Raw genomic sequence first — 13,236 nt, forward strand, 5'->3', positions numbered from 1 at the left:
ACTTGAGGCAGGGCTTTAGGTGCCGTAGCTCTGCCCCCAGCGTTCAATCAACTGCTGCTGCAAGCGCTTGGCCTTTTTGTTCCAGCTCCGGGCGCCTTGTGGGCGTTCGCGTTCTGCCCGGCTGATGCGGGCCCGTGCCTTGGTATCAGCAGCAAAAATCGCAAAGGCCAGTACCGTGCCACTGGAGGTGGTCAGGAAGCCACCCAGCCCTGAGACAAAATTCAATGTTCCGGTTTTTGCGGCCACCTTGATCGGATGGCTTTTGATTACCCGGCCATTGCCATCACGCATCGGAAAGCTCTTGAGCAGCGGCTTCAGACTGCCTGATTTATAGGCCGCCACCAGCACCTTGAGCATCGCGTTGGGGGTCACTCGTGACGCCTCTCCCAGGCCGGAATGATCGACCATGCGAATAGAGCTGGCACCATATTTGGCTCGGGCCCAGCGCGACATCTCAGCCGCAGAATCTTTCAACCCCTTGGGGCGTTTGCCGCGTTTACTGGTGGCGGTCATACCAATCATTTCAGCCATCAGATTGTTGGAATACTTCAACATCGCCTTGAGCATCATATCCAATGGCGGACTGTGGTGCTGTGCCAGCAGGGTGGCGGTTGGCAGGGATGAGATCTTTTTTGCCGCCTTGAGCTTGATGCCATGAGCCCGCGCCATGGTGCGAAACACATCGGCGGCATATTCTGCCGGGCGGCGCACCGGCAGCCAGCGCGCGCCCCCTTTGCCCAGCGCCTGCGAGGCCACGGTCCACTGATCCGCACCATTGCGGTCTGCATAGGTATAAACTGGCAAGGACCGATTGGCGATTTTCATCCGCGCCATGCTGACCTCGGGGCGGTATTTTTCCGTGCGGGCATCCATGTTTACCGTCCAGCTATTGCCGGCCCGCTTCCATTCAAAATGTACCCGGTTGAAGTTCAGGGCGATCCCCGCGACCGCCGGGCTGTAGCCCACTTGGTCCGGCTGCCCCGCATCAATTGTGCGCACGCGGGGTAGTGCCCCGTCCCAGACCTTAAAGGCGCCGCGCACTTCGCGAATACCGGCCTTTTTCAGCGCGGCTGCCAGCTGTGCCAGGTGATCGGTGTTCAGCAGCGGATCACCGCCCCCGGCCAGGATCAGATCGCCCTTCAGCACCCCGCCCGTCACCGTGCCAGCCGCCAGAACCCGGGTGGTAAACCGGTAGTTTGCCCCCAGAGTGTCGAGCGCATAAAGCGCCGTCAGCGCCTTGGCGACACTGGCTGGCGGCAGCGCCTCTGCCCCTGCATGGGCTTCCAGCTCTTTGCCATTTGCAACCTCGGCCACCGCACAGCCGATCTGACCAGACAGCCCGGAGCGCGCCAAAAGCACCTTCAGACTGGACGCGGCATTGGACTGGGCGGCGCCCGCTCCGGACCTCAGCCCAACCGCTGCACGGGCCTGGGGTCGCAGGGAGGTTTTAGGCGCATTGGCCAGCGCCGCCGGCGCGGCCAGAGCCGCCGCGGCGGCTGAAAGGAAAGAGCGTCTCGAAAACATGTCAGTCAATATCTAATAAAAATGCATTCAAACGGCAAATGAAGACCATATTTTTTGTTCGTGCCATAGCTCATACCCTATCTGCGGCAAATGCGCCTGCAAAAAGTTCCAGCCCAGTATCTTCCTGCTGCGTGAGAGACCATGGGCACTCAAACCCTGGCACGGTAAAGGGTCGCCAAAAAGGCAGCAATTTGATCTTTTCTGGTCAGGTGATCACTCCGCCCTGGAGGGCCAGCCCCCGGTAGCGCGGATCGCAGAGGAGCTCTCTGCAATCATCGGCACATTGACAAAACACCAGGCCGGAGCCACTGATCGCGCCAAATTTTGACTCTGACTGTCCTGGAGCATCTGGCGGCGATAGATGCGCGCGGCAGGCGATAATCGCGCAGAAATCCGGTCTCCGGGACGGGCCAGCACACCAATCGGCACCGTCTCCATAATCTGTTGCCAATCCTTCCAATGATGGAAATGCGCCAGATTGTCCGCCCCCATCAGCCAGACAAAGCGCACATGAGGGTAAAGCCGCCGCAATGCCCGCAGGGTTTCAGCCGTGTAACGTGTCCCCAGACGCGCCTCGACATCGCTGATCTGCACTTTTGGGTGATCCATCAGCTCCCGGGCAGCTGCAACGCGCCGCTCCATACTGGCGGGTGCGCGGGACTTTAACGGATTGCCGGGCGAGACCAGCCACCAGAGTCGATCCAGATTGAACCGCTGCAAGGCCGCCCGGCTAATCTGCACGTGTCCTTGGTGGGCCGGATCAAAGGATCCGCCCAGTAATCCCACGGTCATGCCGGGGCGCAGATATGGAAAACCCTGCTTCATGCGGAGGTTGATGCACATAAATTTCCGAAATTCCAAGCCCCAAGCCCAGGTTGATGCCACACCCAACACACCTGTCTGTCCAGCCGGCCGACTTGCGCTGCCCTGCGCACCCTCTAGAGTTGCGAAAGTTTTTTCATGTATTGGAGACTTCCATGCACATGATCTTGCAAGTGATTTCGCTAGAGGGCGCACAATGAAAACTGAAAATTTGAATGTACGATTTGGTGAGCTGACAATAACAAAGGCAGACTTAGAAAGGCTTGGACCCCGGCTAGCTCAAGCCTTTGTTTCAACCTCTTTTGTCTCACAAGAGATCAGAGAATTCATTCGCCTCGTTGATGGCGCGATCGTCGAGAATGATACTGAACAAAAAGTACAGCTAATGGAGACGACACAGAGAGGTATTCTCCTTCGCACCTTAGCAATGAAAGTTGAGAACTTTCTAGCGATTTGGGCCAACCTGCTGTCAAAGGCGACGATTCACAAAGAGGACGAATTTGGCATTCTGAAAGAGCTATATGACCATCACAAAAAGAACTTCGCTTCGCTGGACGGACATCCAGGAAAAGAAATCGCGTCACACATCCGCAACAGGATAACAGCGCATGCAGACCTTGTAGGCATCCAAACCGCTATTGAAATGACCATGGAAAACTGGACCCACAGCATTTTGTACTGTGAGGATCAAGGGAATTCCTTCTTTGCAATCGGTGAGGATATTGTCTTTGGTCTAGGTCTCCGGCACGAGAACGGACGCAAAAACGGTAGCCCGGAAAAACGGTACACTCCGAGCGAGGGGTTAGATAGGCTAGGCATTTGGCAAGGCTATGTTATCTTGGCAGCAAAGATCTGCTTAGACTACCATTTTGACCTCATACACGACGTACCTCCTAAAGCTCTAGGCAAGGAAAGTGTCACTTGGGTCCACACATCAATCCCAAACGGGCGTCACAGCACGCTTGAAGACTTTCGACTTCCTGTCTACAGCCATAGACCAGTTTCTGAATAACCCCATCATGGAGCAGTCACATGGCCGCCTATCAATATGTCTACCACATGCAGGGTGTCTCCAAGACCTACCCCGGTGGTAAAAAATGCTTTGAAAACATCCACCTCTCCTTCCTGCCCGGCGTAAAAATCGGTGTGGTCGGCGTCAACGGTGCCGGTAAATCGACCCTGATGAAAATCATGGCCGGTCTCGACAAGGACTTCACCGGCGAGGCCTGGGCCGCCGAAGGCGCCAAAGTCGGCTATCTGCCGCAGGAGCCTAAGCTCGACGAGAGCCTGACAGTCCGCGAAAACGTCATGCTGGGCGTGGCGGAGAAAAAGGCCAAGGTCGACCGCTTCAACCAGATCGCTGTCGAGATGGCTGAGAACTACACCGACGAGCTGATGGAAGAGATGACCGCTCTGCAGGACGCCATCGATGCGGAGAACCTCTGGGATCTGGACAGCCAGATTGACATCTCAATGGAGGCGCTACGCTGCCCCCCCGATGACGCCGAGATCGCCAATCTCTCAGGCGGTGAAAAACGCCGGGTGGCCCTGTGCAAACTGTTGCTCGAAGCCCCCGAGATGCTTCTTCTCGATGAACCGACCAACCACCTGGATGCGGAAACCATCGCCTGGCTGCAACAGCACCTGATCGACTACAAAGGCACCATCCTCTGCGTCACCCACGACCGGTATTTCCTCGACGATATCACCAGCTGGATCCTCGAGCTCGACCGCGGCAAGGGCATCCCCTATGAGGGCAACTACTCTGCCTGGCTGGAGCAAAAGGCCAAACGCCTGGAGCAGGAAGCCCGCGAGGACAAGAGCAAGCAGCAGACCCTGCAGCGGGAACTGGATTGGATGCGCCAGGGCGCCAAGGCGCGTCAGGCCAAGAGCAAGGCCCGGATCAACGCCTATAACGATCTGGCTGGCCAGTCCGAGCGCGAAAAGCTCACCCGCGCCCAGATCGTCATCCCCAACGGCCCGCGTCTGGGCAGCAAGGTGATCGAGGTCGAGGGCATCTCGAAACACTATGGCGACAAGCAGCTGGTCGAGAACCTGTCCTTTGACCTGCCCCCCGGCGGGATCGTCGGTGTGATCGGCCCCAACGGCGCCGGTAAATCCACCCTGTTCCGCATGCTGACCGGCCAGGAACAACCCGATGCGGGGTCGGTCTCCTATGGCGACACCGTCAAACTCTCCTATGTGGATCAGTCGCGCGATGACCTGAAAGACAACGAGACCGTCTGGGAGGCGATTTCAGGTGGCGCCGAGATCATCGAGCTGGGCGACGCCCAGGTGAACTCCCGCGCCTATTGCTCCTCGTTCAACTTCAAGGGTGGCGATCAGCAAAAACCGCTGAACCTGTTGTCCGGTGGTGAGCGCAACCGTGTCCACATGGCGCGTCTGCTGAAAGAGGGCGGCAACGTGCTCCTCCTTGATGAGCCGACCAACGATCTGGACGTGGAAACCCTGCGGGCACTGGAAGATGCGCTGGTAGATTTTGCCGGCTGCGCCGTGGTGATCTCCCACGACCGCTTCTTCCTTGACCGGATCTGCACCCATATGCTCGCCTTTGAAGGCGACGCCCATGTGGAATGGTTCGAGGGCAACTTCGAGGACTACGAGGAAGACAAGAAACGCCGCCTCGGAGCCGACGCGCTGGAGCCCAAGCGCCTGAAGCACAAGAAGTTTGTGCGGTAGGAGTTAGATCACAAGGCCCGCCCATTTTGGCGGGCCTTTTTTGTTTAAGGAAAAGTTATGGCAACGGGACGATCAGTACGTCTATTTCTTGCAGAAGGTATTCCAACAGGCATATTAACTGCCGAAATCGTCAATTGGACTGGCCACGTTTTGGCTGCTCCAAGAACGAAAATTGAAACAGCCTTGCGACGCGAAGAGTTATCCAGAACTGGTGTCTACGTTCTTTTAGGTCAGTCTGTGGAAAGTACATTGCCTTCGGTATATATTGGAGAAGGCGACGACATTTCCAAACGTTTATATGCCCATTCGAAGGACGAAGGAAAAGAATTCTGGGATCGCTTCGTGGCAGTCACAAGCAAAGATATGAACCTGACGAAAGCCCATGTTAAGTTCTTAGAAGGAAGGCTAATTTCGATTCTTTCCGACGCTAAGAAATCAGTTTTGGTAAACCGCACCGAGCCAACTTTCGATCGACTTCCAGAAGCTGACATTTCGGACATGGAAGCTTTTCTTCTGGAAATTCAACTAATCTTACCAGTTGTCGGGATCGATGTTTTTAGGAAAGCAAGCGACGCCAAGAAACAACAGATATCTGGAAAAAGTCAGAAGACAGTTATTTTCATCCTTCAACATCAATCCAAGGGCATTAATGCAGAGGCTGCCGAAGTCGACGGAGAGTTCGTAATGCAAACTGGTAGTATCGGAGATCTCTACGAAGCATCATCTTTCTCACCAAAAATCAAAGAACTACGGGAGCAATTGATAGAAAGTGGCCGGGTTGAGGTCTTGGGTGGCAAGAAATTGAGATTGACCGAGAATGTTGCCTTTACGAGTCCCAGCGCCGCTGCTGTTTTTCTCTTCGGAACCTCAAGAAACGGGCGCTTCGACTGGAAGCTTAAAGGTAGCGGGAAAAGCTACGGCGACTATAAAGACTCCTTGATAAATCAGAATTAGTCTCGAAATTCGAACAATGGTGGCTCGTGCAACCCACTTCAAGGCCCACACCTGATCTTGGGGAGGTGAGAAAGAAAGCGCCTTCCCGTGGGAAAAGTCAGGCGCGGGCCTGGCGGCCCAAGGACAAACCCGCAATCGTCGCCTTCCTTAGCAGCCTGCACCAGCGAAGGGCTCCGCCCGTCCACACTTCAAACAGTGTCCCACACTGTTTGTCCCTGCGGGAACCAGTGTGAACTCCACGGGGGGAAGGTCAGGCGCGGGCCGTGCGGCCCAGGGACCAGCCCGCAATTGCCACCATCCAGAGTCTGCACCAACTGCGGTAGGCTCTACCCGTTCCAGGCTCTGTTAGCAGCGGTACAAACGGACAGCCTATCATCTTTCTAAAAATATTCCCGCCGGAGGCAAGGCAGGATGGCGCTTACTCTGCGCCCCACTCCCCCTTGCATTTTGCCCTTTGGCCGCGCTGCGCTAGGCTTGTTTCATCACCACGTCTCCAGTTCACGATTGTCCTGTTTAAAAGGTTCCTCCCATGCCGATCTCTCCCGAAGAAATCACCGCCAAAATTGACGCCACCAAGGGCCGCAAGGCCAAGCGTCGCAAGCTCACCTCCACACCCGAAGGCACCAAGGGTAAAAAGCTGCCCAGCGATCTGCGTAAAGGGCTGGAGGCGCATTTTGGCAGCAAGCTCTCCAAGGTCAAAGTCCATATCGGTGGCAATGCCAAAGACCTGTGCAAAGAGCTGCGGGCCAAGGCCTTTACCATCGGGAACGATGTTTATTTCGCCCGCCCCGCCAGTGCCAAGAACACCGATCTTTTGGTGCATGAGCTCACCCATGTTCTGCAACAGGGCCGTGGCCGGATGCCAAAACCACGCGAAGGCCAGGCCTTGGTGTCAAAGTAATCACCGCAAACTCACAGGGAAAACCCGCCGCAGGGCTGGGCGCTTTCTCTTTGGTTTTCTGCACCTTGAAACCTGCGCAATCTATCCGGGCCTCAGAGTGCACACGGTTTAAACAAAATCTTAACCAATTACCCCTGTATTGGAAGGGCACCGCCGCGCTACCTTCTGTTTGTGGCCGTGCTGAGGGAGAGGTATTTTGGCTTTTGTGAGTATCATGTTTGGCTCGGTCTTTGGGCTCCTGTCGGCCGTCACCGGCTTTGCACTGTTCGACCTGCAGGTCTGGCAGAGCCTGCTGCTCTACACGACCTCCGGCACCCTTTTTGCAGCAGTGGCAATCACCCTATTGGTTCTGCGCAGTGGCCTTGCCACAAAGCTCCCCTTGGAAAAACCGACAACAATTGGCGCCTGAAAAATCAAACCCGACAGCCAGTGTCGAACGATCGGGGCCAAATAGTCAGAGCCTGAGCCGCGCTAAATGCGGCACAAGCAAGCGCTAGCGGGCCTTGACCCAGTTCACAATCTGCCCTTCCCGCAAAGCGCCTGACTGGCGCTTTTTCTCTTTGCCCCGTTCAAAGGCCACCAGAGTGGGAATACCTTTGATCCGGTAACGCCCGCCTGTGGACTGATGCCGCTGAGTGTCCAGCTTGACCAGACGCGCCTGCCCAGCCAGCTTCCTGGAAGCCTTGGCAAATTCCGGGCCCATCATCTTGCAGGGGCCACACCAGGGCGCCCAAAAGTCCACCACCAGCGGCAAATCGTCGTTTTGAGCCGCCTTTTGCAGCACGGCCGGGTCCACATCCACGGGTTGCTTTGGGAGCAAAGCCGCGCCACAGCTGCCGCATTTTGCCTGCGCCGTAAGCCTGTCTTCTGGAACCCTGTTCAGCTGTGCACAGCTAAGGCAGGTCAACGTCTTCATGGGCCTTTGCTCCGCCATCAGGAGGTCTCCAATGCTCTAACCAATCTGTTGTTGCGGCAAGATATAAGCCCTCATTTACCTTCTGCAAGCCAATGGGCAGGCCTGCAGGCTTGACCCCACTGGCAGCGAAACGCAGACTGCAGAGACCCTGTTCCAACATGTGAGGCCCAAATGGTTTCTCGCCGCGCGTTTTCCACCTCTGCTCTGGCAGCATTTTCTGCTGCATCGCTGACCGGCCTTGCCCTACCAGCCCCTGCCCTGGCCAAAGAGGCCCCGGCATATGATCCAACCCCACAATATGTGCGGATCAAAAAGGAGTTTCTTCCCGGCCAAATTCTGATCCTGACCCGATCCTACTATCTCTATTTGGTGACCGATAAGCGCGAGGCAATCCGTTATGGCGTTGGGGTCGGGAAAGCCGGATTGGAATTCACAGGCAGTGCGATCATCGAACGCAAACGCGAATGGCCCAGCTGGCGTCCCACTGCGGAGATGATCAAACGCAGCCCCCGCACCTACAGCCGCTTTGTTGACAATGAATATATTCAACCGGGAGGCCCCAATAATCCGCTGGGGGCCAGGGCGCTCTATCTGTACCAAAACGGCGTGGATACCTATTTCCGTATCCATGGCACCACCCAGCCCGAGACCATCGGCTCGTCAGCCTCCAACGGCTGCATACGGATGTTGAACGAACATGTCACCGATCTCTACGATCGGGTCCCTGTCGGAACCAAAGTCACAGTCATGTAGCAGGTCTGACAACGGTCAGAGCCCCGCGAATTGCCTCCAAAACCACCAACCAATGGCCTAATTGACCCATTGGGACGCTTTTCGCGCGCCTGAGGCAACGCTTCTGGCCATGACGCCAAGTACAGCAAGAATTTTTCTTGCGTGGACGCTTCTTCTGTCCAATGCTGTCATCGCGAGGTCATAGAAGGGGTGCTATTGGTCCCTGACAGGGGATTTCCCCCAGTATGAGCGAGCCATACTGCCGCATGTTGCGGGCAGAACGCGTGAGAAGAAACTAGGAGAAGAGACGATGGCTACTGGCACCGTCAAATGGTTCAACACCACAAAAGGCTTCGGCTTTATCGCCCCCGATAATGGCGGCAGCGATGTATTTGTTCACATTTCTGCAGTTGAGCGGTCCGGTCTGACTGGTCTCGCAGACAATCAGAAAGTGAGCTACGAGATGCAGCCCGGCCGTGACGGTCGTGAATCTGCGGTGGATCTCGCGCTGCTATAAGTCGCCATAGATAGGTAATTCTTGCGGCCCCTGTTTCGGGGCCGCTTTTGCGTTCAGGCCCCTAGCTGCCCTGTTCGGAGCCCCTGATCCGGTTTGCCAGCTCCTGCACCACTGGTCCAAGAGCCGCGACATTCAGCGCAACCCCAGCCCTGTTGGGGTGGATATTATCCGCCTGCATATAGGGCTGCGCTGCCGCCGGATCTGCACCTGCAACACCGCGAATTCCGGCAAAGGCATCTGGATGCAACAGGGCGTCAAATTCCTGCGCCAGCTCTGCATAGATCACATCAAAGCTTGCCTTGTACTCGGGGCCAAAATTCCCCGGGGCCTGCATGCCGACCAGTAGCACCTCAACCTCGCGCTCCCGCGCTGCCTGCACAATCTGGCGCAGGTTGGCACGCGCCTGCTCTGGGGAGAGCCCCCGAAGCAGATCATTGCCACCCAAAAGCACAATAATCCCCTGTGGCTGGTCTGACAGCGTCCAGTCGATTCTGGCAGCGCCGCCAGCAGTGGTATCGCCGGACACCCCGGCATTGCTCAACCGAACTGCAACGCCATGCTCCTTAAGCCAGGCCTGCAACTGCGGCACCAACCCGTCCCCCTGAGGCAGGCCATAGCCCTGCACCAGACTGTCGCCAAACGCAGTAATCCGCAGATCTTCGGCCCGAATCCCGGAGGCGAGGGTGGCAAAAATAATAATCCCAAACAGGGCCAAAACCTTGCGCATCGCAGCAAATGCTCCATATCCGATACAGTATATTTAACAGGCGCAGCTTCATGACAGAAACAGACAGACCCGTTCTTCACCTTAAAGATGCGTCTTTAACGCTGAATGGCAATACCGGGCCGGTGCGAATTTTGCAGGATATCTCTCTGGATGTCTCGCGCGGAGAGACCCTGGGCCTGATCGGCCCCTCCGGGTCCGGCAAATCCTCGCTGTTGATGTTGATGGGGGGGCTGGAGCTGGCAACCGGAGGGCACATTTCCGCACTTGGGCAGGATCTCACTGCCATGGATGAGGACGCTCTGGCACGGTTTCGCCGCAACCACATGGGGGTAGTGTTCCAAAGCTTCCACCTGATCCCCACCATGACGGCCTTGGAAAACGTCGCAACCCCGCTGGAACTGGCCGGGCGGCGCGATGCCTTTGAGGTCGCTCAGGCAGAGCTGGAAGCTGTGGGCCTAGGTCATCGCGCCGGTCACTTCCCGGCGCAGCTATCCGGTGGCGAACAACAGCGCGTGGCCCTGGCCCGCGCCCTGGCCCCCCGTCCTGAAATTCTGCTGGCGGATGAACCCACCGGCAATCTGGATGAGGCCAATGGGGCAGCGGTGATGGACCTGCTTTTTGGTCTGCGGGATCGCTCAGGTGCAACGCTCATCATGGTCACCCATGCGCCAGAACTGGCCAGCCGGTGTGATCGGGTGATCCGTCTGCGCGATGGGCAACTGGCTGAACCTGAAGTCGCAACCGAGGCGGCGGAATGACGGCTTTGGCCCGCAGCCCCGCCTCCTCTTTCCGACTGGCCTGGCGTTTTGCCCTGCGGGAATTGCGCGGCGGCGTCAAAGGCTTCCGCATCTTTCTCGCCTGTCTGGCCCTTGGGGTGGCTGTCATCGCTGCCATTGGCTCGATCCGGGCCTCGATCGAGGCCGGGCTGACCCAGGAAGGCGCCAGCCTGTTGGGTGGCGATGCTGAGATGACCTTCACCTACCGTTTTGCCAATGACGAAGAACGGGCCTGGATGGTTGACCAGGCCGAGGCGGTCTCGGAAGTGGTCGAGTTCCGCTCGATGGCAACTTTGGGCGAAGAACGCGCACTGACCCAGGTAAAGGCCGTGGATACGGCCTATCCGCTGGCCGGTACCCTGACCCTGCAACCCGACATTCCTCTGGCGCAGGCACTGGCTGGCAACGGAGAGCTGCCCGGTGTGGCAATGATGCCGGTTCTGGCCGACCGATTGGGACTAAAGCCCGGTGATACCGTCCGCTTTGGCACCCGCGATTTTGTGCTGATGGCCACCATCAAGGCCGAGCCGGACGCCGCTGCCTCTGGCTTTGCGCTGGGGCCACGCACGCTGGTGGCCCTACCTTCGCTGGAAGGCTCCGGCCTCTTGGCGCCTGGCTCGCTCTATTCCACCAAATACCGCCTTGCCCTGCCGCCAGAGAAAAATCTCGACGCGCTCCAGGCTGAAGCCCGGGCCCAGTTCGAAGACAACGGCATGCGCTGGCGTGATGCGCGCAATGGCGCCCCCGGCATTGCCACCTTTGTGGAGCGCCTGGGCGGGTTTCTGGTATTGGTAGGTCTGTCTGGCCTCGCCGTGGGCGGTGTTGGCGTCTCTGCTGCGGTGCGCGCCTATTTGGCGACAAAAACCGAAACCATCGCCACCCTGCGCACGCTTGGGGCCGAGCGACAGGTGATATTCCTCACCTATTTCCTGCAGATTGGCGCGCTGACCCTGCTGGGGGTCAGCATCGGACTGATCCTTGGTGGGCTGGGCCCGATCCTGCTGGGGCCAATGATTGCCGCGCAATTGCCCTTCCCGGCGCTGTTTGCCATCTATCCCGCCACCCTGATTGAGGCCGCCCTTTATGGCTTTCTCACTGCTTTTATCTTTGCCCTCTGGCCGCTGGCCCGGGCCGAGCGTATCCGCGCCGCTTCGCTGTTTCGCGGTGCCCTGGGCGAGGTCAGCCGCCTGCCCGCTCTGCGTTATATTCTAGCCACCGCTTTGGCGCTGGCCCTGCTTGTCGGCTCTGCTGCCTGGTTCTCCGGCGCGGCTGAGTTGACGCTCTGGACCGCTGGTGGGCTGATGGGTGCGCTTTTGGTGCTGCTGGTTGCAGCCCTGGGCCTCGGCTGGTTGGCGCGACGCGGATCTCACATCACCCGTGGCCGCCCGGCGCTGCGCTGGGCGCTGGCTGCCATTGGCACCTCGCGCGATGGCGCGGCTCCTGCAGTGCTGGCGCTGGGTTTGGGGTTGACGGTTCTGGCTGCCATTGGCCAGATCGACGGCAATATGCGCCGCGCCATTGCCGGCAATCTGCCCGATGTGGCGCCCTCCTATTTCTTTGTCGATATCCAACGCGATCAAATGCCCGCCTTTCTGGCGCGCGTCGACGGGGATCCGGCAGTCAGCAAGGTCGAAAGCGCCCCGATGCTGCGCGCTGTGATTACCAAAATCAACGGCGTGCCCGCTCAAGAGGTTGCCGGCGATCACTGGGTGGTGCGCGGTGATCGCGGCATCACCTATGCCGCCGCCCAACCCAAAGGCACCGAGGTCGTGGCCGGCAGCTGGTGGCCCGAGGATTATACCGGCCCACCCCAGGTCAGCTTTGCCGCCGAAGAGGCCGAAGAGCTGGGCCTGAGCCTGGGCGACACCATCACCCTGAACGTGTTGGGCCGGGATATCCAGACAGAGATCACCAGCTTTCGCAATGTCGACTTCTCCACCGCTGGCATGGGCTTTGTGCTGACTCTCAACGAGGCCGCTCTGGCCGGTGCGCCGCATAGTTTCATTGCCACTGTCTACGCAGAAGCCAGCTCGGAAGCGCAGATCCTGCGTGATCTGGCCCAGGCAATGCCCAATATCACTGCCATCCGGGTGCGCGATGCCATCGATCGGGTCTCTGATATTCTGCGCCAGTTGGCGGCAGCCACCAGTTATGGCGCGGCAGCCACCCTGCTCACCGGGTTTTTGGTGCTGCTGGGCACCGCCGCCGCAGGTGAGCCCGCCCGCCGCTACGAAGCGGCCTTGCTCAAGACACTCGGGGCCTCGCGCCGCAAGATCCTGCTCAGCTTTGCGCTGCGTTCGATCATTTTGGGGGCCGGTGCCGGGGTTGTGGCGCTCAGCGCCGGCATCGCCGGGGCCTGGGCGGTGAATCTCTATGTCTTTGAAACCACCTATGTGGTGATCTGGCCCAATGCACTGGCAGTGATCTCTGGCGGCGTTGCAACCACGCTTCTGGCGGGCTTGATCTTTGCCTGGCGCCCACTGGCAGCCCGTCCGGCCCGCATTTTGCGCGCCCGAGAATAGTCAAACTGCTCCTTAAGGATAGGGATTTTGGAGCAGTGCAATCGCCAAAAGAAAACCCCTGGCCGGATCGGACCTGGGGTTTTCTTTTATTTGGAACAGGCGACCTGACTGTCAGGGTAGCAAGAGATTGCAGGCAGGCTATCAG

13 protein-coding genes are annotated in these 13,236 nt (G+C 58.1%); 9 read left to right on the top strand and 4 right to left on the bottom strand.

What is annotated here, in order from left to right:
• Positions 1–15: 15 nt before the first annotated feature.
• Positions 16–1,524 (bottom strand): D-alanyl-D-alanine carboxypeptidase/D-alanyl-D-alanine-endopeptidase, encoded by a 1,509-nt coding sequence (gene dacB, locus ED661_RS07290; protein WP_122073224.1) that lies wholly within the window; start codon positions 1,522–1,524, stop codon positions 16–18.
• Between the two features lie 213 nt (positions 1,525–1,737).
• Positions 1,738–2,349 carry a nicotinate-nucleotide adenylyltransferase gene (locus ED661_RS07295; protein WP_122073374.1) on the bottom strand — a complete coding sequence of 204 codons (612 nt, stop codon included), beginning with the start codon at positions 2,347–2,349 and terminating at the stop codon, positions 1,738–1,740.
• Between the two features lie 193 nt (positions 2,350–2,542).
• On the opposite strand from ED661_RS07295, the gene ED661_RS07300 reads away from it, so the two are divergent.
• From ED661_RS07300 to ED661_RS07320, 5 genes are all read left to right on the top strand, one after another.
• Positions 2,543–3,358 (top strand): hypothetical protein, encoded by an 816-nt coding sequence (locus tag ED661_RS07300; protein WP_162930069.1) that lies wholly within the window; start codon positions 2,543–2,545, stop codon positions 3,356–3,358.
• 20 nt (positions 3,359–3,378) lie between these two features.
• A complete protein-coding gene (ettA, locus tag ED661_RS07305) occupies positions 3,379–5,046 on the top strand; it encodes an energy-dependent translational throttle protein EttA (RefSeq protein ID WP_122073226.1) in 1,668 nt (555 codons plus the stop codon).
• Positions 5,047–5,103: 57 nt separating this feature from the next.
• Positions 5,104–6,000 (top strand): GIY-YIG nuclease family protein, encoded by an 897-nt coding sequence (locus tag ED661_RS07310; protein WP_122073227.1) that lies wholly within the window; start codon positions 5,104–5,106, stop codon positions 5,998–6,000.
• A 529-nt stretch (positions 6,001–6,529) separates the two neighbouring features.
• A complete protein-coding gene (locus tag ED661_RS07315; protein ID WP_122073228.1) occupies positions 6,530–6,901 on the top strand; it encodes a DUF4157 domain-containing protein in 372 nt (123 codons plus the stop codon).
• A gap of 196 nt (positions 6,902–7,097) precedes the next feature.
• Complete coding sequence (locus ED661_RS07320) at positions 7,098–7,310, top strand: hypothetical protein (protein ID WP_122073229.1); 213 nt, start codon at positions 7,098–7,100, stop codon at positions 7,308–7,310.
• An 84-nt stretch (positions 7,311–7,394) separates the two neighbouring features.
• Here ED661_RS07320 and trxC read toward each other — a convergent pair whose 3' ends face one another.
• A complete protein-coding gene (gene trxC, locus ED661_RS07325) occupies positions 7,395–7,817 on the bottom strand; it encodes a thioredoxin TrxC (RefSeq protein ID WP_254054788.1) in 423 nt (140 codons plus the stop codon).
• Between the two features lie 171 nt (positions 7,818–7,988).
• Between trxC and ED661_RS07330 the strand changes: the two genes are divergently transcribed.
• Complete coding sequence (locus ED661_RS07330) at positions 7,989–8,570, top strand: L,D-transpeptidase (RefSeq protein WP_122073231.1); 582 nt, start codon at positions 7,989–7,991, stop codon at positions 8,568–8,570.
• 289 nt (positions 8,571–8,859) lie between these two features.
• Positions 8,860–9,066: a cold-shock protein gene (locus tag ED661_RS07335; protein WP_009809472.1), complete on the top strand. Its 207-nt coding sequence runs from the start codon at positions 8,860–8,862 to the stop codon at positions 9,064–9,066.
• 61 nt (positions 9,067–9,127) lie between these two features.
• Here the strand turns inward: ED661_RS07335 and ED661_RS07340 are convergent, their stop codons facing one another.
• Positions 9,128–9,793: an arylesterase gene (locus tag ED661_RS07340; protein ID WP_122073232.1), complete on the bottom strand. Its 666-nt coding sequence runs from the start codon at positions 9,791–9,793 to the stop codon at positions 9,128–9,130.
• A 50-nt stretch (positions 9,794–9,843) separates the two neighbouring features.
• Here ED661_RS07340 and ED661_RS07345 point away from each other — a divergent pair, with 50 nt between their 5' ends.
• Entirely contained in the window at positions 9,844–10,551 is a 708-nt protein-coding gene (locus ED661_RS07345; protein WP_122073233.1) for an ABC transporter ATP-binding protein, read from the top strand.
• A complete protein-coding gene (locus ED661_RS07350; RefSeq protein WP_122073234.1) occupies positions 10,548–13,091 on the top strand; it encodes an ABC transporter permease in 2,544 nt (847 codons plus the stop codon). The genes ED661_RS07345 and ED661_RS07350 overlap by 4 nt, the downstream gene beginning before the upstream one ends.
• Positions 13,092–13,236: the final 145 nt, after the last annotated feature.

The organism is Pseudophaeobacter sp. EL27 (assembly GCF_900313025.1).
In the GTDB taxonomy this organism is placed as follows: Bacteria; Pseudomonadota; Alphaproteobacteria; order Rhodobacterales; family Rhodobacteraceae; genus Pseudophaeobacter.